This window comes from Segatella copri, from assembly GCF_026015465.1.
In the GTDB taxonomy this organism is placed as follows: Bacteria; Bacteroidota; Bacteroidia; order Bacteroidales; family Bacteroidaceae; genus Prevotella; species Prevotella copri_E.
Genome location: NZ_JAPDUQ010000006.1, coordinates 1 through 23022 on the forward strand (window position 1 = coordinate 1; position 23022 = coordinate 23022).

At 45.3% G+C, this 23022-nt stretch carries 19 protein-coding genes; 7 read left to right on the forward strand and 12 right to left on the reverse strand.

Annotation, left to right across the window (positions count from 1 at the left end):
* From ONT08_RS15515 to ONT08_RS15525, 3 genes are all read right to left on the reverse strand, one after another.
* The coding region (locus ONT08_RS15515; RefSeq protein ID WP_264960402.1) for a hypothetical protein at positions 1–533 on the reverse strand (533 nt) is incomplete at its 3' end.
* Positions 534–1755: 1222 nt separating this feature from the next.
* Positions 1756–2364, reverse strand: coding sequence for a zeta toxin family protein (locus ONT08_RS15520; RefSeq protein ID WP_118201272.1), 609 nt, complete (start codon positions 2362–2364; stop codon positions 1756–1758).
* Positions 2364–2564 (reverse strand): hypothetical protein, encoded by a 201-nt coding sequence (locus ONT08_RS15525; RefSeq protein ID WP_264960403.1) that lies wholly within the window; start codon positions 2562–2564, stop codon positions 2364–2366. The genes ONT08_RS15520 and ONT08_RS15525 overlap by 1 nt, the downstream gene beginning before the upstream one ends.
* A 225-nt stretch (positions 2565–2789) precedes the next feature.
* Between ONT08_RS15525 and ONT08_RS15530 the strand changes: the two genes are divergently transcribed.
* Positions 2790–3656 (forward strand): DUF2807 domain-containing protein, encoded by an 867-nt coding sequence (locus ONT08_RS15530; protein WP_264960404.1) that lies wholly within the window; start codon positions 2790–2792, stop codon positions 3654–3656.
* Positions 3657–3757: 101 nt separating this feature from the next.
* Here the strand turns inward: ONT08_RS15530 and ONT08_RS15535 are convergent, their stop codons facing one another.
* The 4 genes from ONT08_RS15535 to pyrB form a co-directional block, all read right to left on the reverse strand.
* On the reverse strand, positions 3758–4537 hold the full coding sequence (locus tag ONT08_RS15535) for a DUF5020 family protein (RefSeq protein ID WP_259326643.1): 780 nt from the start codon (positions 4535–4537) through the stop codon (positions 3758–3760).
* A gap of 90 nt (positions 4538–4627) precedes the next feature.
* Positions 4628–5908, reverse strand: coding sequence for a serine hydroxymethyltransferase (gene glyA, locus ONT08_RS15540; protein WP_264960405.1), 1281 nt, complete (start codon positions 5906–5908; stop codon positions 4628–4630).
* Positions 5909–6040: 132 nt separating this feature from the next.
* Positions 6041–6505, reverse strand: coding sequence for an aspartate carbamoyltransferase regulatory subunit (pyrI, locus tag ONT08_RS15545; RefSeq protein ID WP_118253472.1), 465 nt, complete (start codon positions 6503–6505; stop codon positions 6041–6043).
* Positions 6506–6537: 32 nt separating this feature from the next.
* Positions 6538–7485, reverse strand: coding sequence for an aspartate carbamoyltransferase (pyrB, locus tag ONT08_RS15550; protein WP_006846975.1), 948 nt, complete (start codon positions 7483–7485; stop codon positions 6538–6540).
* Between the two features lie 115 nt (positions 7486–7600).
* On the opposite strand from pyrB, the gene ONT08_RS15555 reads away from it, so the two are divergent.
* The 4 genes from ONT08_RS15555 (at position 7601) to ONT08_RS15570 (ending at position 13642) form a co-directional block, all read left to right on the forward strand.
* Complete coding sequence (locus ONT08_RS15555) at positions 7601–9931, forward strand: penicillin-binding protein 1A (protein WP_264960406.1); 2331 nt, start codon at positions 7601–7603, stop codon at positions 9929–9931.
* A 175-nt stretch (positions 9932–10106) separates the two neighbouring features.
* Positions 10107–12575: a phenylalanine--tRNA ligase subunit beta gene (gene pheT, locus ONT08_RS15560; RefSeq protein WP_264960407.1), complete on the forward strand. Its 2469-nt coding sequence runs from the start codon at positions 10107–10109 to the stop codon at positions 12573–12575.
* 39 nt (positions 12576–12614) lie between these two features.
* Positions 12615–13358 (forward strand): YebC/PmpR family DNA-binding transcriptional regulator, encoded by a 744-nt coding sequence (locus ONT08_RS15565; RefSeq protein ID WP_117587314.1) that lies wholly within the window; start codon positions 12615–12617, stop codon positions 13356–13358.
* 5 nt (positions 13359–13363) lie between these two features.
* Positions 13364–13642: a TIGR03905 family TSCPD domain-containing protein gene (locus ONT08_RS15570; protein ID WP_006846971.1), complete on the forward strand. Its 279-nt coding sequence runs from the start codon at positions 13364–13366 to the stop codon at positions 13640–13642.
* Between the two features lie 100 nt (positions 13643–13742).
* Here ONT08_RS15570 and ONT08_RS15575 read toward each other — a convergent pair whose 3' ends face one another.
* The gene (locus ONT08_RS15575) at positions 13743–14129 is read right to left on the reverse strand and encodes a hypothetical protein (RefSeq protein ID WP_118201279.1); all 387 of its coding nucleotides are present in this window, start codon (positions 14127–14129) and stop codon (positions 13743–13745) included.
* A 101-nt stretch (positions 14130–14230) separates the two neighbouring features.
* On the opposite strand from ONT08_RS15575, the gene lepA reads away from it, so the two are divergent.
* A complete protein-coding gene (lepA, locus tag ONT08_RS15580) occupies positions 14231–16024 on the forward strand; it encodes a translation elongation factor 4 (protein WP_118062882.1) in 1794 nt (597 codons plus the stop codon).
* Between the two features lie 40 nt (positions 16025–16064).
* Entirely contained in the window at positions 16065–16664 is a 600-nt protein-coding gene (locus ONT08_RS15585) for a Crp/Fnr family transcriptional regulator (RefSeq protein WP_118201281.1), read from the forward strand.
* A gap of 78 nt (positions 16665–16742) precedes the next feature.
* Here the strand turns inward: ONT08_RS15585 and ONT08_RS15590 are convergent, their stop codons facing one another.
* The 4 genes from ONT08_RS15590 to ONT08_RS15605 all read right to left on the reverse strand — a co-directional run bounded on the left by ONT08_RS15590 (position 16743) and on the right by ONT08_RS15605 (position 22876).
* A complete protein-coding gene (locus tag ONT08_RS15590; protein ID WP_264960408.1) occupies positions 16743–18407 on the reverse strand; it encodes an AMP-binding protein in 1665 nt (554 codons plus the stop codon).
* 108 nt (positions 18408–18515) lie between these two features.
* On the reverse strand, positions 18516–20183 hold the full coding sequence (locus ONT08_RS15595; protein WP_264960409.1) for an AMP-binding protein: 1668 nt from the start codon (positions 20181–20183) through the stop codon (positions 18516–18518).
* A 142-nt stretch (positions 20184–20325) separates the two neighbouring features.
* Complete coding sequence (locus ONT08_RS15600; protein ID WP_118201283.1) at positions 20326–21573, reverse strand: ABC transporter permease; 1248 nt, start codon at positions 21571–21573, stop codon at positions 20326–20328.
* A 91-nt stretch (positions 21574–21664) separates the two neighbouring features.
* Positions 21665–22876 (reverse strand): pyridoxal phosphate-dependent aminotransferase, encoded by a 1212-nt coding sequence (locus tag ONT08_RS15605; protein ID WP_118085744.1) that lies wholly within the window; start codon positions 22874–22876, stop codon positions 21665–21667.
* Positions 22877–23022: the final 146 nt, after the last annotated feature.

Genomic DNA, 23022 nt, shown 5'->3' on the forward strand with positions numbered 1-23022 from the left:
TCATAATTGTAAACAGTAGCATTGCCATTTACTAATTCTTGGGCGTTTGTTTTCCATTTTCCACCTTTCAAGATATATATCTTGGTTTTATCGTCGGCATTCATTCCGTTCTGGATGAATGTTCCTGCTACATAGAGTGTTACGCCAGAGAATGGTTGGTTGCATTCTACAGTTTCGCCTGCTGCCACATAATAAGTTCCAGGAGTCAATGACCAAGTAGGATAGTCTTTCAGATTCTTGGCATCAGCAGGAATAGAAGCTGGAGCCTCTGGCATGCTGATGATATTTGAGAAATATGACTTGTTAGTTTCGTCAATAGTTCTTGACTTAGTTGCAATTTTGCTCTTGTAATTAAAAACACGGCTTGCCAATTCCTGGGCATTCGTGTTTTGCACCAAGTCGCTTCCTATAATCTTGGAATTCATGCTGGCGATAGGCACATTTGTTGTACCATCGCTATTGCTATCACTACATGATGCGAATACGAATGCCGCCAAACCGATGGCAGCAAGTTTAGAATTGAATACTTTCATATCTATTTAAGTTTAAATTGTACTTTCAGTTTTTTAATATCACTTACTTATATTCTTGTCCTTCAGCTCGTGTTTTTTTGGTAGTTTGACTATCGTTTTGGTAGTTTGACTATCATCATCTTGCGTACACTTACAAGTGGAGCTGTTAAACGCTGCAAATTTAATGTAATTTTTTCATAATCAGTTGATTTTTGCCGTTAAATAAAGTTAATCCGTTGCTTTTCGCTCTGATGGTCACGAGGTTGGCTTGGTGTGGGCGGTAACGAATTGGCTCTTCCACTTGTCAAATGATAACTATTTCTGAAATCAATAACACGAAAATTACTCCGAAAGATAGCAGAATATCTCCGAAGAATACGAAAATATCTCCGAAAGATAGCAGAATATCTCCGAAGAATAAACCAGGAAAACAAATGTTGGGAATACGATGATGGATATGTGTTGTGGTGTCGAGGTGAAGGGTGAAGGGTATATTTTAAATCTTATATTATATTCTTTTTTTAGGATTTTTGGAAAATCCAGAAAGTCAGAAAAATGAAAAAACAGATTTTTTCCCTTGCCGCGCGTATATATAAAAAAGAGTTTTCAAACCTTCACCCTTCACCTTTTTATTTAACGTTTTATGTGTCAAATAGTTACGGGTGAAGGGTGGTGAAGGGTGTTTTTCGCTTTTTATAAACATATTTTAAGAATACGGTATGATTTTACATATTTTAAGCGTTTATTTTTGGTTCCGAAAGAGGTGCCATTTTTTTAGGGTCCCATTTTTTCTCTTTTCTTACCGCTGAAATCTTTGAAAAGCGAGTGGGGCAGGCAATCCCGTCTTATGTTGTGTTAAACAATTATCAGATAAAAGAAGTTAACGATACTGAAAAAGGACTGATTTTTAAACAAATATTAACGCAGAAAATTTGAAGTTTCGCATATTTGGTTGAACTTTCGCATGTGAGAAAGTTAAGGGAAGTTAAAGAAATTGTCACTCTCTACGGTCGTTCAGTAAACCAGGAAAACAATACTGTTTCAGTGAGTAACGAATACTGTTTCAGTGACTAACGAAGGCTGTTTCTGTAAGAACAGGAGGCTGTTCCTGTGAGAACAGCTTCCTGCTTCACTTTTTTGTATTTTTTTCTCTTTCCCTGCAACCTTTATGTGTCTTCTGCCAGTGAAATGAAGGGAAATCTCAACTTTATGCAGGATGATTTGAGCGAGAAACCTTTCAAGGCTATTCTTCTTTGTTGGCAATGCCTATAGCCCATTCCGGAATCTCCTTCACGTATTCCTTAAATATTTTACCTTCTGTCATTCTGAAAAGAAGTTGAGCTTCTACACCGTCTTTTGAGTTGTCATATACGTATGTGCGGTCGGCGTATTGGGATGCTATTTCGCAATTGATGATGGATTTGGCATATCTTGAAATAATCTTTGTAATCGGTACATCGTGTCCACCTTTCATTACTCTAGTAGCAATTCTTGAAGCATTTATTGTTGGCGAGGAAGTTCCTACAAAAAAGAGACGAATAAAAAATCCAGCTTCTTTAGCTCTTTTGATAAAGTCAATTTTCTCGGCAGTGGACATTACTGTTTCGAAAATCATACTATGTTTATTGTTGAGGCATTCTTCTCTTTGAGCCTGGCAGTATTGGGCTGCTTTTAATACTGCATCTTGATTGTTCCAATCGCCAAACATATTTTGTGCAATATTGTCTGGGTTGATATAAATAGAATCTTCTAGCCATTCGTGGTGTAATACACGACTGGTTATTGTTGTCTTCCCAGAACCATTAGGTCCTGCAATGACAATTAAAACGGGTTTGTGTATTTTTGCCTCCATTAGTTCAAATTGAATTTTTGTCGTTGTTCTTTAGCCTGTTTTTGCATATTGGCAAAATAACTTCTGTAAGCTTCTTCGTTTTCTCTGTTGTATATTTCGGCTGCCTCATGCATAATCTGAGCCAGCATTTCATCTGTTGGCTCTTCCATGCTTGTCAGCCGATAGCTATTTAATTCTTTTTCTGAAATCATAATTCTCATATTTAAAATATGGCGCAAATATACGATTATTTTCTGAAACGTGCAAGAAAATCTTGTTTTTTTATAAAACTTGCATAATAAGCAAGGCAATTGAGGCTCTTTTTGCAATCTTTTTGGGTTTTCCTGCAACCTTTCTGCATCTTCTTACGTCTAACCATCAGATTTCCGAAACAGAATAGGTATTCGGTATATCACGTATTTAGAAACATAAAATTAGATATGAGTATGAAGAAATTTGGTATTTGGGCGGTGGCTGCCGCTTTATTCTTTGCCCCAATGGGCTTGAGTTCTTGCAGTATGGGATCTTCTGCCAGTGAAATGAAGGGAAGTCTCAACTTTACGCAGGATGATTTGACCGAGAAGCCTTTCAAGGCGATCGATGTGGATGTGATTGCCAACGTTTATTATACCCAGAACAATGGCGATGAATGCAGCGTTCGATTGGATTACTCTGCCATCAAGGATGCTGAGTTCGTACAGAAGCTCAAGGAGAAACTCAAGGTGGTTTATCGTGACGGCGAGGTGAAGATCGGACTCAACGGGAAACTCAAAGTGCCTGCCGCGTGTAACTCTGAAAAGAATAGACTCAAGATTTATATCACCAGCCCCGACCTGGTGAAGATTGCACAGGAAGGCGTGGGCTCATTCTATGCCAAGAGCATCAATAGCGACCGCCTGGAAATCGATAACGAGGGTGTAGGCTCTGTCAAGATTGGGAAGATTCTTGCCAACAAACTGGAGATAACCAACGAGGGTGTTGGCTCGGTAAATATCGATGATGTGGCTGGAGATGATATGAACATTGATAACGAAGGCGTAGGCTCGTTGAAAATCTCTAAGATTGAGATGGGAAGTGTGAAACTGGATAATGAGGGCGTAGGCTCTGTTAATCTAGGAATGTTTAAGGGCGGCAGTCTGATTATCAAGAACGACGGCGTGGGCAGCGTGAATGCCAAGGTTGATTGCCAAAGTGTAAAGGCTACATCCGGGGGTGTAGGCGGAGTTAACTTGAGCGGTGTAACCCGTCAGTATAGTAAGGAAAAAGGTGGAATTGGAGGAATTTCTGATGGCGGATTGACGGTAAGAAAGTAACGTAAGTTGTTGGAAAACAGAAAATAAAGTGGTTAAGAATTAGTGCGGAAAATTTTTAAAATGAATTTTTGAAAATTTTCCGCAGCTAAGAAAATTCGTAATTAGAAGTCCCACTTTACACCGAGGCAAGGGCGAACCATCCAGCCGGCATTGCTGCCGAAGTTGTGGCTGATTTCTACCTCGCTACCTACGCTCAGGTTCTCGCAGCCGAAGTGCTGGCCTATATTATACCAAAGCTGTGGCTCAGTAGTGAAGACGGTGTGCTCAGCTTTGTAGTCGATGTTGCCATCCTTGTCGAGCTTCGGGTCGCCATCCTTATCCAGGAAAGAACTGTGGTCCTCCCACCAGAAATCTGCGAAACCGCTAAAGTTCAATCCTTTTAATCCAAAGATGTCTTTGCATCCCCAAACAGCAGTCAACTGCATCGGTACGTTCTGGTCGGTCTTGCGGATAGTCTTGTAGAGTGCCTGGAGTGTCAAGGTGTTCTTGAAACTCTTGTCGTGCATGAAATACTCCACACCGAAGAGCCAGGCATTGTTGATAGGGTAGTTCTTGGTGATACCGCCATTATACTCAACGTGGAGGCTCCAGTTCTTCATCGGGCTGTTCTGCCAGAAGTTCAATGCACGTGAAATCTCAGTATAGGTTCCACCCTGTGCCACGTTTGGACTGCTGGTGTCCATTTTGTCGTAATTGAAGTCGTGGTCTACAAAGAAATAGGTGTTACCCCATTTGTCCTGCTTGAACATTTCGAGTGTGAGGGTAACAAACTTGCGGTCACTGCCGAAGTCGTAGAAAACTTGGGCGTTGGTCTGTGCTAAAGTTTTGCTCGCAGGGAGCAACGCAAGTGCCATGAGCAGTAGGCTTTTCATCTTTTTCATATTTTTTTTCTTTTCTTTATTATTTATTAAATGAAACAAAAAACTGCGGACGGAAGGCCCGCAGTTTGTAATTATATTTATCCGTAACGATTAGTATGCGAAGAGAGGGTAATCCTTCATTGTAGCATTCACCTTTTCGCGAACGCGGGCAATGACCTTCTCGTCCTCAGGAGCATTCAGAACCTCCTCGATGAGTTCGGCAATGAGGTGCATCATATCTTCCTTGGCGCCACGTGTGGTCATGGCTGCTGTACCCAGGCGGATACCTGATGTCTGAAAGGCAGAACGGCTGTCGAATGGAACCATGTTCTTGTTGACAGTGATGTCGGCTGCAACCAGCGCATTCTCAGCTACTTTACCTGTAAGGTCTGGATATTTACTTCGGAGGTCTACGAGCATAGAGTGGTTATCTGTACCACCGCTCACAATACCGAATCCGCGACCGATGAGGTCATCTGCGAGTACGGCAGCATTCTTCTTTACCTGAACTGCATACTCCTTCCATGAAGGCTGCAGATTCTCGTTGAAGGCTACTGCCTTGGCAGCGATAACGTGCTCCAGCGGACCACCCTGCTGACCTGGGAATACGGCAGAATTCAAGAGCATGCTCATCTTCTTAACCTCGCCCTTCTTGGTAGTCAAACCCCATGGGTTGTCAAAATCTTTGCCCATCAGAATGATACCGCCACGAGGACCACGCAGGGTCTTGTGAGTAGTAGAAGTAACGATGTGCGCATACTTCAACGGGTTGTCGAGCAGACCGGCTGCAATCAGACCTGCAGGGTGAGCCATATCAATCATGAGGAGAGCGCCTACCTCATCGGCAATCTTGCGCATGCGGGCATAATCCCACTCGCGGCTGTAAGCGCTACCACCACCGATAATCAGTTTTGGTTTGTGCTCAAGAGCCAGTTTCTCCATCTCGTCGTAGTCTACACGGCCTGTTTCCTTGTTCAGGTTGTAACCGATAGGGTTGTAAAGAATACCGGATGTATTGACGTGGCTACCATGAGAGAGGTGGCCGCCGTGGTCGAGGTTCAAGCCCATGAAAGTATCACCTGGCTTCAATACGGCAAGCAGAACAGCAGCGTTAGCCTGTGCACCAGAGTGAGGCTGTACGTTGGCATACTCAGCACCGAACACCTTCTTTACACGCTCGATGGCGAGGTTCTCTACGATGTCAACTACCTGGCATCCGCCATAATAACGCTTGCCTGGCAGACCCTCTGCATACTTGTTAGTAAGGTAAGAACCCATAGCGTTCATCACCTCGTCACTCACGAAATTCTCAGAAGCGATAAGCTCCATACCCTTCAGCTGGCGCTGATGTTCTCTTTCGATTAAGTCGAAAATCTCTTGATCTTTTACCATTTCCCTTTACTTTTTATGGTTGATGTTTAATGAAATCGGGTGCAAAAATAAGCAATATCTCTCAAACTACCAAATAAATCGTAACATTTTGAGTGATATTGCTTACTTTTTGTTATAAACTACCTGTTTTTATTACTTGCAGAGCTCTACTTTGCCCAATTGCTGCTCTTTGTCGCAGTAGTGGCAACGTACGATACCGAGCATCTTGTCTACGGTATGGAAGAGGGTCTGCATAGGCTCGTTGTTGGTGATACACTTAGGGTTGTTGCACTTTACGATGCCCTTCAATGTATCAGGAGTCTTGACGGTCTTCTTCTCTACGATTTCGTAGTCTTTGATGATACTCAGTCCGATGTTAGGTGCAACGACAGAGAGTCGGTTGATTTCCTCATCGGTAAAATACTTGTTGGCAACCTTGATGATGCCCTTCTTGCCAATCTTCTTGCTTGGCAGGTTGTAGCCGATAGTAACAGGAGTCTCCATCTTCTCCAACTGGAGCAGATTTACTACCTGATAGGTCTTTTCGGCTGGTATATGGTCGATTACGGTACCGTTCTCGATAGCCGCAACCACTAATTGACTTTTATTGTTTCCCATCTGTCTATTAACTATAAACTATTAACTATAAACTACTCAATAATGGTCTTATCGTTCTTCACATCATCGAGCGAGATGCCGAGGCAGTGGCAGAAGATAGCCTCACGCGCATAGAGGCCGTTCTGAGCCTGCTGGATATAGTATGCATGTGGATCATCGTCTACATCGTAAGCAATCTCGTTGACGCGTGGCAGCGGATGCATGATCTTCATGTTTTCCTTCGCCTTGCAGAGCATGTCGCGCTTCAGAATATACACGTTCTTTACGCGCTCATACTCCATCAGGTCGCTGAAACGCTCCTTCTGTACACGGGTCATGTAGAGGATGTCGGCACCTGCAATCACATCTTCGTTAAAGTCCTCGTGCTCAACATATTTGATGTTGTGCTCCTTGCAGTAGAGTTTATACTCTTCTGGCATGGCGAGTTCCTTAGGTGCGATGAAATGGAAAGTAGGATTGAAGTGGCGCATAGCTGTGATAAGTGAGTGAACGGTGCGGCCATATTTGAGGTCACCCACAAGATAGATGTTCAAGTTCTCCAGGGTACCCTGGGTCTTGTAGATAGAGTAGAGGTCGAGCAGGCACTGTGAAGGATGCATGTGAGCGCCGTCGCCTGCATTTACGATAGGCACTGGTGCTACCTCACTGGCATACTGGGCTGCTCCCTCGATGAAATGGCGCATGGCGATTACATCGGCATAGTTGCTTACCATCAGGATGGTATCCTTGAGGGTCTCGCCCTTGGTGGTACTGGATGTCTTGGCATCAGAGAAACCAATGACACGGGCACCAAGGCGGTTGGCAGCGGTTTGGAAACTGAGTTGGGTACGAGTAGATGGCTCGAAGAAAAGGGTCGCTACGACCTTTCCCTTCAACAACTCCCTGTTCGGGTGCTTTTCGAACTCTTGCGCCATTTCCAGGAGGTACATGATTTTCTCCTTGGAAAGGTCTGCAATGGTCACAAAATTATGTTTTTCCATTTGAAATATGATTGAATGTTCTAAAATCGCCCCCAAAGTTACATAAAAAATCTGATTTATGTGCGATAAGTCAAAACTTTTATGTAATTTTGCACAAATATTTAAAGAAATAGTGATGAGAAAGCGATTTATACATATTTTATGGGCTGTTTTTGGCACCGGAATACTCACGGTAATTCTTGCCTTTGTTGCCATCTGGTTTGGAAAGATTGGCTACATGCCCGACATCGAGGATCTGCAGAATCCTATCAACAGATTTGCCACTCAGGTTTACTCTGCCGATGGCAAGGTGCTTGGTACGTGGAACCTGAACAAGGAGAACCGTATCGTAATTCCTTACAAGAAAATGTCACCTTATTTAATAAAGGCACTGGTGGCTACTGAGGATGAGCGATTCTATGAGCATTCAGGTATCGACTTCCGTGCACTGGGACGTGCCATCGTCAAGCGTGGTATCCTGGGGCAGACTAATGCGGGTGGTGGAAGTACCATCACGCAGCAGCTCGCCAAGCAGCTCTATTCTGAGAAGGCAGGCAGTACGATGGAACGATTGTTGCAGAAGCCGATAGAGTGGGTGATTGCGGTGAAGCTGGAACGCTATTATACCAAAGAGGAGATTCTGGCTCTCTATCTCAATTACTTCGATTTCCTGCACAATGCTGTAGGAATCAAGACGGCGGCCAATACCTATTTTAATAAGGAACCGAAGAATCTGACCCTCTGTGAGTCGGCAACGCTCATCGGACTGTGCAAGAATCCGTCGCTCTTCAATCCGGTTCGCTATCCGGAGAGAGCGAGGGAGCGCAGAAATGTGGTTCTTTCGCAGATGGTGAAGGCGGGATATCTGAGCCGGAGCGAGTATAGCCAGTATGCTGCTGAGCCGCTGACACTCAATTTCCACCGTACCGACCATAAGGATGGTTCGGCTACTTATCTGCGTGAGTTCCTTCGCCAGTATATGATGGCTAAGCGTCCGGATCGTAGTGATTATCCATCCTGGAACCGTGCCCAGTTTGCGGTGGATTCTATCCAGTGGGAGAATGATCCGCTCTATGGATGGTGTAACAAGAACTATAAGAAGGATGGTTCGCCATATAATGTATACAGTGATGGACTGAAGGTGTTTACAACTATCGATAGCCGTATACAGCAGTATGCGGAAGAGGCTATGTATCAGCATGTAGCCCGCTATCTGCAGCCTCGCTTCAGTGCAGAGATAGCCCGCAAACCAAGCTCACCATACAGCGACAAGCTGACACCGAAACAGATTAAGAGTATACTGAACCGCAGTATCACCCAGAGTGAGCGTTACCGTACGATGAAGGCTGCGGGATATTCTGAGGATGAAATTAAGGCGGCATTCCGCAAGAAGCAGGAAATGACCGTATTTACCTATCATGGTGATATTGATACGCTGATGAGTCCGCTTGATTCTATCCGTTATTACAAGAGTTTTCTGCGTAGCGGTTTTATGAGCATGGATCCTAAGACGGGTGCTGTGAAGGCGTATGTGGGTGGATTGGATTATACTCATTTTATGTATGATATGGTGAGTCTGGGACGCCGGCAGGTGGGTTCTACCATCAAGCCATTCCTTTACAGTCTGGCGATGTCTAACGGCTTCCAGCCTTGCGATCTGGCGCCTAACCGTCAGCAGACCTATATGGTGGCTGGTCGTCCGTGGACGCCTCGTAACGCCAACCATTCACGTGCCGGACAGATGGTTCCGCTGAGTTGGGGTTTGGCACAGAGTAGCAACTGGGTGAGTGCTTATCTGATGAGTAAACTCAATCCGCAGCAGTTTGTCCAGATTTTGCGCGACTTCGGCATCAACAGTCCTGACATCCATGCATCCATGAGTCTCTGTCTGGGACCATGTGAGGTAAGTGTCAGCGAGATGGTGAGTGCCTATACCGTATTTGCCAACCACGGCATCCGTACTGCTCCAATGTTTGTGAGCCGTATCGAGGATAATGAAGGTAATACGATTGCTACCTTCCAGCCACGTATGAACGAGGTAATCAGTGCCGATAATGCCATGAAGATGCTCACCATGCTGATGGGCGTTGTGGATAATGGTACGGCAGGAAGACTGCGCTACCGTTATAACCTGGAAGGACAGATTGGCGCCAAGACCGGTACTACCAATAACAACAGCGACGGTTGGTTTATCGGCTTTACTCCACAACTCGTAAGTGGCTGCTGGGTAGGTGGTGAGGAGCGTGATATCCACTTCGATTCCATGAGTATGGGCCAGGGCGCTACCATGGCTTTGCCTATCTGGGCGATATTCATGAAGAAGGTTTATGCCGACCCGTCGCTGGGCATCAGTCCTGCTATCAAGTTCGATTTGCCGGAAGACTACAATCCTTGTTCCCGCAAGGCAGCCGAACAGGATGACTTTGAGGAAGTAGGAGCTGGCAGTATCGACGAAGTTTTCGAATAAAAAACAAGGCATTCGCCATTTTTGCATGTATTTATTTTAAATAGTGCAAAAATGGCGAATGTTATTTGTTTATATGCATTTTTTTTTGTATTTTTGCAGAGTTTTAGAACATGCATAGCCCGAATGATGTTTCTTCGGGTTTTTCAAAATAGAAATAAAATAAAAAATCATTATAATGAACGTTTCATACAAATGGCTTAAAGAATACGTCGATTTCGATTTGACACCACAGGAGACTGCGGACGCGTTGACCTCTTGCGGACTCGAAGTTGACGCTTTGGAAGAAGTTCAGTCTGTCAAGGGCGGACTGAAAGGTCTCTATGTTGGTAAAGTATTGACATGCGAGGAGCATCCTAATAGTGATCACCTCCATGTTACAACCGTTGACTTGGGTAAGGGCGAACCTCAGCAGATTGTCTGTGGTGCTCCTAATGTTGCTGCAGGTCAGAAGGTTATCGTTGCAGATTTGGGCTGCGTGCTCTACGACGGCGACCAGAGTTTTACCATTAAGAAGAGTAAGCTCCGCGGGGTAGAGAGTTTGGGTATGATTTGTGCTGAGGATGAGATTGGTGTAGGTACCTCTCACGATGGCATCATCGTACTCCCGGAAGATGCTCCGGTAGGTCAGCCTGCTGCTGAGTATTATCACCTGGAGAGCGACTGGCTCATTGAGATTGATATCACTGCCAACCGTGCTGATGCTCTCGGCCATTGGGGTGTAGCCCGCGACCTGTATGCCTGGTTGAAGCAGAATGGTTACAAGACAAGTTTGCATCGCCCATCTTGCGATGAGTTTGTTGTAGATAACGAAAATCTTCCTATCGATGTCGAAATTCAGAATACTGAGGCTTGCAAGCGTTATGCCTGTGTAAGCATCACCGGTTGTGAGGTGAAGGAAAGTCCTAAGTGGTTGCAGGATAAGCTGAACATCATCGGCTTGCGTCCAATCAACAATATCGTGGACATCACCAACTACATCATGATGGCATACGGCCAGCCATTGCACTGCTTCGATGCAGACATGGTTACCGGTCATAAGATTGTAGTTCGTACCCAGCCAGAGGGCACTAAGTTTGTTACTCTCGATGGCGAGGAGCATACCTTGGGTGAGCACGACCTGAGCATCTGCAATGCTGAGGAGCCTATGTGTATCGCCGGTATCTTCGGCGGTAAGGGTTCTGGTACTTACGAGACAACCAAGGATGTAGTCTTGGAGAGTGCTTACTTCCATCCAACATGGATCCGCAAGAGCGCTCGCCGTCATGGTTTGAGTACAGATGCCAGCTACCGTTTTGAGCGTGGTGTAGATCCGAACGGACAGATTTATGCTTTGAAGCAGGCAGCCATCCTCTGCAAGCAGTTGGCTGGCGGTAAGGTTTCCATGCAGATCAAGGATGTATATCCAGAGCCAATGCAGGATTTCCCTGTTCGCCTGAACTATGAGTATGCGCATCGCCTCATCGGTAAGGAGATTGGTGCTGAGACCATCAAGAACATTGCCACATCTCTCGAGATGAAGATCGTGAAGGAGGATGCTGAGGGCATCGACCTCCTGGTTCCTGCTTATCGCGTAGACGTTCAGCGTCCTTGCGACGTGGTAGAGGATATTCTCCGTATCTACGGATATAATAATGTGGAGATTCCAACCCAGTTGAAGAGCTCCCTGACAGTTCAGGGCGAGGCAGACAAGGCTTATCACAGCCAGAACCTCGTGGCTGAGCAGCTGGTAGGAGAGGGCTTCATGGAGATTCTCAACAACTCTCTGAGCAAGGCTAGCTACTATACCGACTTCGACCTCAACAAGTATCCTAACGAGACAACCGTGAAGGTGATGAACCCATTGAGTGCTGATCTCGGTGTGATGCGCCAGACGATGCTGTTCGGTGGTTTGGAGAGCGTGGTTCGCAACATCAACCATAAGAGCGCTAACCTGAAATTCTTCGAGGTAGGTAATACCTATTTATATAATAAGGAGAAATGGAGCGAGGAGAGTCCTATCAAGGCTTACTCTCAGGAGGCTCACATGTCTCTCTTCATCACAGGTAAGCGCGTAGAGGGCAGTTGGGCTCATGCTGATGAGCAGAGCAGTATCTACGAGTTGAAGGCTGTGGTAGAGAATATTCTCCGCCGTGTGGGTATGCCACAGAACAACGTGGTTATCAAGCACAGCGACAATAACATCTTCTCTAAGGGCGTAAGTTACGAGACCCGTGCCGGCAAGGTATTGGTAGAGCTCGGTATCTTGAGCCTGAAGCTCAAGAAGGCATTCGATATCGAGCAGGATGTATTCTATGCTGATATCCACTGGGATAACCTGATGAAAGCAGTGAAGAAGGTGAACCTTACTTACACCGACATCAGCAAGTATCCTTCAGTGAGCCGCGACCTTGCATTGCTCGTAGACAAGAATGTAGAGTTCGCTCAGATTGAGCAGATTGCCCAACAGACAGAGAAGAAACTTCTGAAGAGCGTTGTTCTCTTCGATGTTTACGAGGGTGAGCATTTGCCAGAGGGCAAGAAGAGTTATGCCGTTAACTTCATCCTGCAGGATGAGGAGAAGACTCTGAATGACAAGCAGATAGATGCTATCATGAAGAAGCTCATAGCCAACCTTACAGGCAAGCTCAATGCAGAATTAAGATAATATTATAAACAAACGATAAACATTTAAAATTTTATTCCAATGGGAAGAGCATTTGAATATCGTAAAGCTACAAAGCTGAAAAGATGGGGCCACATGGCCAAGACATTTACTAAGTTGGGTAAGCAGATTGCTATTGCTGTGAAGGCAGGCGGTCCAGAACCAGAGAACAACCCAACCTTGCGTGCTATCATCGCTAACTGTAAGCGTGAGAACATGCCTAAGGATAACATCGCTCGTGCCATCAAGAACGCTTGTGGCAAGGATACCAGCGATTACAAGGAGGTAACATACGAGGGATATGGCCCTCACGGAGTGGCTGTCTTCGTTGATACTCTGACAGACAACACTACACGTACTGTTGCTGACGTTCGTTCTATCTTCAACAAGTTCAGCGGAAACTTGGGTACAACAGGTTCTCTGTCTTTCCTCTTCGACCACAAGGCTGTGTTCACATTCAAGAAGAAGGAAGGTCTGGATATGGATGAGATGATTCTCGACCTGATTGACTACGGCGTAGAAGATGAGTTTGATGAGGATGAGGAGAACAACGAAATCACAATCTACGGTGCTCCTACAAGCTTCGGCGAAATTCAGAAGCACCTGGAGGCTGAGGGTTTCGAGGTAACTGGTGCTGAGTTCACTTACATTCCTAACGATTTGAAGGATGTAACTCCTGAGGAGCGCGAAACTATCGACAAGATGGTTGAGAAGTTGGAAGAGTTTGACGATGTTCAGACTGTATATACCAACATGAAGCCAGAAATTCCTGCAGACGCAGAATAAGCATTATGTTGCAGCAAGACAAACAGGATAAGTTGCAGAAGGTAACTTATCAGACTCATGGCACCTGCTCAAAATACATCTGCATCAGTATAGATGAAGATGGAAATGTGCAGGATGCCCAGTTCATCGGAGGCTGCGATGGCAATACCAAGGGCGTTTGTGCTCTGATTAAAGGCATGAAGGCAAAGGAGGTCATCGCCCGACTGAAGGGTATCACTTGTGGCAATAAGCCTACAAGCTGTCCAGACCAGTTGGCGACAGCTTTGCAGGAAATGGGATATTAAGAGTGTTTTAGGCACGGATTACACGGATTACACGGATTTAGGGCACTATATAATAAAGCGTATCTATAAATCCGTGTAATCCGTGTACTCCGTGCCTTTTCTAATACTTGAAGGTATCATCCAGCAACACCTCCTTCGGGTTCTTAGCCGAATGATATACGAAACGGAAGGTGAAATGCTCTTCCTTATATTTCTTCAGACCAGGGTTGTTGTCCAGGGCTTCCCTCTGAATCTTATGGAGTTTATCCTTGTTGGCATCAATCGCCTTCTTGTTATCTGCCTTGTTTCTCAAAGAGATATAGTATGTATACATCTTCTTGGTTTTATCAAATGCAGCACTGTCAGTCCTGGCGTCGTTGACGTATGGAGTAGGACAGTACTTTTCAGTATATTCCTTGGCTTCACGAGCCGCTTTGTCCTCCAGACTTTCTGTACAAGAAACGAGCAAAGAAGCAAAAATACCGATGTAAATCAACTTTTTCTTCATGATTTTTCTATATTTTATCTAAAAAACTCTATTATTTTCAATATTTTGTGCAAAGATACGAAAAAAAATACTATCTTTGCACTATAAAGAGAGAAAATTATATGGAGAATATAAATAAAATAAGAAATTTCTGCATTATTGCACATATAGACCATGGTAAAAGTACCTTGGCAGACCGACTTCTGGAGAAGACTCAGACCATCAAGATTACTGAAGGACAGATGCTTGATGATATGGATTTGGAAAGAGAACGTGGCATCACAATCAAGAGCCATGCTATCCAAATGGAATATAAGGCAAAGGATGGACAGACCTATATCCTGAATCTTATTGATACTCCGGGACACGTTGACTTCTCATACGAAGTTTCCCGTTCCATCGCTGCTTGCGAGGGAGCACTGCTGGTTGTTGACGCAACTCAAGGCGTTCAGGCACAGACCATTTCAAACCTCTATATGGCTATCGAGCACGACCTGGAGATTATTCCGGTAATCAATAAGATAGATATGCCTTCAGCTATGCCTGATGAGGTAGAAGATGAAATAGTAGACCTGATCGGTTGTAAGCATGAAGATATTCTCCGTGCTTCAGGTAAGACCGGTGAGGGTGTAGAAGATATACTGGAAGCTGTTGTTAATCGTGTTCCTGCTCCGGTAGGAGACGAGAAGGCACCGCTTCAGGCTTTGATTTTCGACTCTGTATTCAACTCTTTCCGCGGTATCATCGCCTATTTCAAGATAGAGAATGGCGTGATCCGTAAGGGCGATAAGGTGAAGTTCTTCAATACCGGCATGGAATATGATGCAGATGAAATCGGTGTATTGAAGATGGATATGATTCCACGCCAGGAATTGGGTACCGGTGAGGTAGGTTATATCATCTCGGGCATCAAGAATGCTACCGAGGTAAAGGTGGGTGATACCATTACTCATATCGCCCGTCCTTGCGACAAGGCGATCGCGGGTTTCCAGGAAGTGAAACCTATGGTCTTTGCCGGTGTTTATCCTATCGATCCTAGCGATTACGAGAATCTGCGAGCATCGCTCGAAAAACTGCAGCTCAATGATGCTTCATTGACTTTCTCGCCAGAGAGTTCTGTGGCTTTGGGCTTCGGTTTCCGTTGCGGATTCCTCGGTTTGCTCCACATGGAAATCGTACAGGAGAGACTGGACCGTGAGTTTAATATGGATGTCATCACTACCGTACCTAACGTATCTTATATGGTATACGACAAGCAGGGCGGTGAGAAAGAGGTTCACAATCCTTCCGGATTGCCAGACCCAACTCTGATTGATCATATTGAGGAACCATATATCCGGGCAACCATCATTACGGCTACCAATTATATTGGACCTATCATGAAACTCTGTCTGGATAAACGAGGCGAACTCATCAACCAGGAATATGTGAGTGGAAACCGTGTTGAGCTCCACTTCATGTTGCCGTTGGGAGAAATCGTCATCGACTTCTATGACAAGCTGAAGAGTATCTCCAAGGGATATGCTTCGTTCGACTATCATATCGATTCATTCCGTCATTCCGACCTGGTGAAGCTCGATATCCTGTTGAATGGAGAGCCTGTAGATGCTTTGAGTACTTTGACTCACCGCGATAACTCTGTGAGCTTCGGCCGCAGAATGTGCGAGAAGTTGAAGGACCTCATACCTCGTCAGCAGTTCGATATTGCTATCCAGGCAGCTATCGGTGCCAAGATCGTGGCACGTGAGACTGTTAAGCAGGTGCGCAAGGATGTTACTGCCAAATGTTATGGTGGTGACGTGAGCCGTAAGCGCAAGTTGCTGGAGAAGCAGAAGAAGGGTAAGAAGCGCATGAAGCAGATTGGAAATGTAGAAGTTCCACAGAAAGCCTTTCTGGCTGTGCTCAAACTCGACTAATGATTTAATATATGTATAAAGGAAAAGGAGGTTAAGTATTATGGCAGACTTTAAAGTAATTACCCCTAAGCGTGATATTGCACGCGAACTGGCGCGTAAATATAGTACGATGACTCATGATGAGCTCGATGTGGTGGAAGATATCCTTGAGCCTATCAAGTATGGCAAGGGCGAGATGATCTTGCCTGAAGGTGAACAGTGCATGGGTATCTCGTATATCGAGAAGGGATTGGTACGCCAATTTTACTTTAAGAATGGCAAGGAGGTGACCGAACATCTAGGTGTGGATCATACCATCTTTATGTGCATTGAGAGCCTCTTTAAGGAAGAACCTACCCGCTTGCAGGTGGAAGCTTTGGAGCCTACTCTGGTGTATATGCTACCGAAGAAGAAGCTGGAGGCGGCTGCTATGCGTAATGTCAATATCCAGATGCTTTATCGTAAAATACTGGAAGAGAGTTTGATTCAGTCTCAGATTCATGCCGATCTGATGCGATTTGAGTCGGCACCTAATAAATATAAGCGCCTGTGTGAAATGAACCCACAGGTGGTTCTGCGTGCTCCGCTCACCTATATCGCAAGTTATCTGCAGATGACTCCGGAAACGCTGTCCAGAATCCGCTCGAATACTTTATTATAATTTATAACTTATAAAAAATGGTGTGACTTCAAAACCGAAGTCACACCATTTTTTTATTTCATAATACAGGTTCTTTCTTTATTCTGCCGTATAGAGGAATCGCTTGATGCTCTTCTTAGGAGTCTTTTCAAACTCATCTTCATGTATACGTATTTCTGATACTTTGCTGTAAGCAGGAATCATGGTGTTGAGCTCCTGGCGGTTCTGCTCCATGACATCTGTCAGTTCTTTGGTACCGAGGTTCAGGGTCTGAGCTTCATCATAGTCTGGGTGAACCAGAGCAATGAGCTTGTCGCCCTTCTGTACAACCACGCTTTCTGCTACCAGAGCCAAAGAGTTGAGCTTATCCTCAATCTCCTCAGGGTAGATATTCTGACCGTTTGCGCCGAGCAGCATGTTCTTGCTACGGCCCTTGATGAAGACGTTGCCGTCACCATCCATGGTTCCGAGGTCGCCTGTATGATACCATCCGTTCTCGTCGATGGTCTGCTTGGTAGCTTCCTCATTCTTATAGTAACCCAACATTACGTTAGGACCCTTGGCAAGGATTTCGCCTGGTACATTCTCAGGATCAGGACTGTCGATGCGGACCATCATGTGGAGGGCAGCCTTACCGCAAGAGCCCGGTACGAAGTTTTTGTAATCCTCGTAGCAGATGATAGGGGCACATTCTGTTGCGCCATATCCCACGGTATATTTGAAACCTACGCTATGGAGGAAACTTTCCACTTCCTGGTTAAAGGCTGCACCACCGATAATCACCTCGTAGAAGTTGCCACCGAAGGCATTGGATACCTGGTCGCATATCTTCTCCTTCACCTTCTTGCTGATTACAGGCATGTGGAGCAGCATACGCATGCGGTTGTTCTGGATCTTAGGGAATACCTTCTTGCGGATAATCTTCTCGATAACCAGAGGTACAGCTATGATGACAGCTGGCTTGATGCGGCCGAATGCCTCGGCGATGATGGCTGGACTAGGGATGCGGGTGAGATAGAAGATGTGGCAGCCCTTGATGAATTCGAAGATAAACTCAAACGCCATGCCGTACATGTGGGCCATCGGCAGGATACTGATGACAGAATCTCCCGGCTTAATCTTCTTACCCAGTACGTCCTCAGCGAAATCTGCATTGCCCCAGAGTGCACGGTATGGAACCATTACTCCCTTGGAGAAACCGGTAGTTCCGCTGGTATAGTTAATCATAGCCAACTCATCCGGATTCTGTTCCATATAGTAGTTGACATGGTTTTTGCGGAAGTACTTAGGATACTTGATACCGAACATCTCGTTGAGGTGTTCGCGGGCATAAGTCAACTTGTCGGTACGTGAAACGACAAGTGAATAATCCGGTATATAGATGATGCCTTCAAGACCTGGCATCTTCGTTGCATCAATCTGTGTTGCTACAACATCACCCACGAAGAGCAGTTTGGCATCGCTGTGGTTTACGATGTTGTGAATCTGGTCTGGCATGAATTCATGCAGGATAGGTACGGCAATGGCACCATAGGTAAGGGTAGCAAGGAATGCTACAGCCCAGTTTGCGCTATTTCGACCGCAAAGTGCTATCTTGTCGCCCTTTACTACACCAGAGTTCTCAAACATGATGTGTAGCTTCTCAATTTTGCGTGCTACATCATGGTACTGCAAGGTTGCTCCCTTGTAGTCTGTCAGAGCATCCATATCCCAATGGTCTACGATGCTCTTTTGGATTAATGCGTTAAAGCTTGGAATCTCCATATTCTTGTTATTTAACGATTTGCTTTTTTATATTTTTCTCGTACTGAAGTCTGTTTGCTGATGATAGACCTTATCTGCTGATGGTCTGTCAGCAGATAGGGCCTGTCTCTAGATTGCGTTCTGATAGAGGTAACGCTTGATAGACTTCTTGGCTGTCTTTTCAAATTCCTGATTATGAAGTTTGATGCGTGATACCTTTGCGAAGCTAGGCATCTGCAAGTTCAGTTCCTTGCGGTTCTGCTCCATGATGTTCTCCAGGTCTTCGTCTGTAAAGCCGAGGTTGTTAACTTCTTCCATATCCGGATGAACCAGAGCTACCAGCTTGTCATCGTTCTGTATTACGATGCTCTCGTTGACCATAGCCATGGAGTTGAGCTTGTCCTCAATCTCTTCCGGATAGATGTTCTGTCCGTTAGGTCCCAGCAGCATGTTCTTGCTTCTTCCTCTTACGAAGAAATGTCCGTCGGCGTCCATCGTTGCCAGGTCGCCTGTATGGAACCATCCGTCTTTATCTATTACGGCATCTGTTGCCTCCTGGTTCTTGTAATAGCCCTTCATCACATTGATGCCGCGGCAAACCAGTTCACCGGCTACGTTCTCCGGGTCATCGCTCAAAACCTTTACCTCCATGTGCTTCACGGCAACACCACAGCTTCCTGCCACATAATTGTCCTGATGGGCAAAGGTGATAAGTGGAGCAGTCTCAGTGGTACCATATCCCATGGCGATAGGGAAACCTACGCTGATGAAGAAGTTCTCTATCTCCTTGTTGAGCGGAGCACCACCCACAACAACCTCGCAAGGACGTTCGCCAAACTTTCTCAATACAAACTCGCGAACCTTCTCCTTGATGCGCTTATTGATGACAGGCATGTTCATCAGCAGTCGTGCACGGTTGGTTTGGATATGTGGGAATACTTCCTTTCTTACAATCTTGTCTACTACAAGCGGCACCGCATAGAGAATGTCTGGCTTGATTTCTGACAACGCTTCTGAGATGAGCGTTGGGCTCGGCAGACGGGTAAGGAAGAAGATATGGTTACCCAATACTATATTGAAGAGAAATTCTGTCATGAGTCCATACATGTGAGCCATCGGAAGGGTAGAAAGGATGTTGCAGTTCTTACCTATATGAGGTTTCACTGAATCGATGAGGTAGTCAAGATTACCCCAAAGTGCTCTGTATGGGAGCATCACACCTTTTGAGAAACCGGTAGTTCCACTGGTATAGTTGATCATTGCCAGTTCTTCAGGATCGTCTACGTGATACTTCACGTGTTCTGGTCTGAAATACTTAGGATATCTGTGTCCGAACATTGCATTGAGGTTCTCGCGCGCATAAGTCAGTTTCTCAGAGCGCGAGATGACAAGCGAATTGTCCGGAAGATAGATGATTCCTTCCAGCGAAGGCATCTCCTCTGGTGTTATCTCTGTAGCTACCACGTCACCAACGAACAGAAGTTTGCTTTCGCTGTGGTTCACGATGTTGTGAATCTGCTCAGGCTTGAATTCGTTCTGTATAGGTACGACAATGGCTCCGTAAGTAATAATGGCCAGGAAGGCTACTGCCCACTGGCTACTATTTCTTCCGCAGACGGCAATCTTGTCGCCCTTCTTTACATCGCTGTTTTCGAACAGGATGTGTAGCTTCTCAATCTTTCTGGCAATATCGTGATATTGGAGGGTTGTGCCCTTGTAATCGGTGAGCGCATCCAGATTCCAATTCTTGATAATGCTGTTCTCAATATACGAGTTAAAACTTGGTATTGAATTCATTGCACAATTTACAAAATTTTGTGCAAAGATAATGAAAATAGTGCACACTGCAAAATAAAATGTGCACTATTTTCAAAAACTATATAAAATAATTAGTTTTTTTCCTTTTTAGTCTACATATTGTGGTATTATAGACTGTATTTTACTCATATCTCATTGATTTGGCTGGATGGATATGAGAAATCAGATAGCTTGGTGCTACGAGCATGAAGATGCTTATCAGCAGCGTAGCAATGTTCAGGGCTATGATGGCTAGCCAGTTGAATTCTACCGGAACGGTACTTACATAATAGGTCTGTGCATCGAGTTTGATGATGCCTGTAAAGTACTGGAGGGTAAGAATGCCGAGGGCGATGGTGTTGCCCAGAAGCATACCCTTGCCAATGATGAAGACGGCAAACCACAGGAAGGTGTGGCGGATGGTCTTGTTGCGGGCACCCAATGCCTTCATTACGCCTATCATGGAGGTGCGTTCCAGAATGATGATGAGCAGACCGCTGATCATGGTGACACCGGCTACTATCAGCATCAGACCGAGAATTATCCAGACATTCAGATCCATCAGGCTCAGCCATTGGAAGATGTTTGGATTCAGGTCCTTGATGGTAGAACTGCTGTAGGTTTCTCCATAGTGATCTACCGTGCGGTTCACCTTATTAATAATATAATCTTCAGTCTCGTTGAGCTTGTTGAAGTCGTTTACTGTCAGTTCTGCACCGCTCGTCTGGTCTTCTTCCCATCCGTTCAGCTTCACGGCAGTATAGAGGTCGGTGTATACCATTACCTCATCATACTTCTTCAGGTTGGTCTGATAGATACCCTTGATGGTGAAGCGGCGCATACGCACTCCGTTGTCATCAAAGAAATAGGCAAAGATGCGTTCTCCCGTCTTCAACTTCAACTTATCAGCCATCAGCTGTGAGATGAGAATCTGGTTATGACTCGCTTTGTCATCAAACTTAGGGATGCTGCCTTCAATCATGTTCTGATGGATAAAGGTAGAATCGAAATCAGGTCCTACACCTTTGAACATGACGCCCAGGAAATCGCTGTCCGTCTTCAGGATTCCCTCTTTCATGGCAAATTTCTGCACATGTTTTACGCCAGGTATCTTTTTCAGTACGTTGACCATCGAGTCGTTCATAACCACCGGATACTGGTTTTGCTGCTGCAGCGTCATGAAGTCGGCCACCTGTATATGGCTTCCGAATCCTATTACCTTGTCGCGTATGGTATGCTTGAATCCGAGCACAACGCATACCGACATAATCATAATGGCGAGTCCGATAGCAACACCTGCTGTGGCTATATGAATAGCAGGGCGAGAAACTTTACGTTTATCGCCCTGATCGCTATATAATCTCTTTGCTATAAATAGAGGAAAATTCATCTTTACTTTGAATTTTGAACTTTGATCTTTGAACTTTATGATTAGTGAAGCTGTTGTATTCTTCACTCTTCACTCTTCGTTCTTCACTTTCTTACAGTCCTTCGTCTTCCACTCTTCCCGGATAAGCCTCAAGCGCCTTACCCAGAACTATCAGGGCACGCTCCAGATCGTGTTTCTTCAAGACGTAAGCTACACGAACCTGATTGTGGCCGGCTCCCGGAGTTGTATAGAAACCGGAGGCTGGAGCCATCATGATGGTTTCGCCCTCATAGTTGAATTCCTCCAGACACCAGCGGCAGAACTTTTCAGAATCATCGATAGGCAGTTTGGCTACGGTGTAGAAGGCTCCCATAGGAATAGGAGAGTATACGCCCGGAATGCGGTTCAAGCCGTCTATCAGGCACTTACGGCGCTCTACATACTCATCGTATACATCGCGGTAGTACTCTTCAGGAGCATCCAGAGAAGCTTCGGCTACAATCTGACCAATCAGTGGAGGAGAGAGACGGGCCTGGCAGAACTTCATCACCGCCTTGCGGATTTCTGCATTCTTGGTGATGAGGGCACCCACACGGATACCGCACTCACTGTAACGCTTCGAAACAGAATCGATGAGAACCGTGTTCTGCTCGATGCCTTCCAGGTGCATCGCACTGATATAAGGACTGCCGGTATAGATATACTCACGGTAAACCTCATCAGAGAAGAGATAGAGGTCGTACTTCTTCACCAGGTCACGAATCTGATTCATCTCTCTGCGGGTATAGAGATAGCCCGTAGGGTTGTTAGGATTGCAGATCAGAATGGCACGGGTGCGCTCATTAATCAGCTCCTCAAACTTCTCCACCTTAGGCAGGGAGAAACCTTCTTCTATCGTTGTGGCGATGGTACGGATCTTGGCACCCGCCGAGATGGCAAACGCCATATAGTTAGCGTAAGCTGGTTCTGGTACGATAATCTCGTCGCCAGGGTTGAGGCAGCTCATGAAAGAGAAGAGTACAGCCTCAGAACCTCCCGATGTAATGATGATATCATCGGCAGTTACGTTGATGTTGAATTTCTTATAGTAATCTACAAGCTTCTCGCGATAGCTGAGATAGCCCTGACTTGGAGAATACTCCAAGACCGTGCGGTCTATATGCTTCAGGGCATCTAGGCCACATTGAGGAGTTGGAAGGTCAGGCTGACCGATGTTGAGGTGATATACCTTTACTCCACGTTTTTTTGCTGCGGCAGCCAGAGGAGCCAACTTTCTGATAGGTGACTCTGGCATTTCAAGACCGCGTACAGATATTTCTGGCATCTTAAAATATTGTTTCTTTCTATTAATTATCCGTGTCGAAAATTGAATTCTATGACCTTCTGGTCTTTTCAATTTACGCTAATCGGCTGCAAAGATAAGAAAATTAGATGAGAATTGAGAATAACTTTCGGTTAAATTTTATTTTT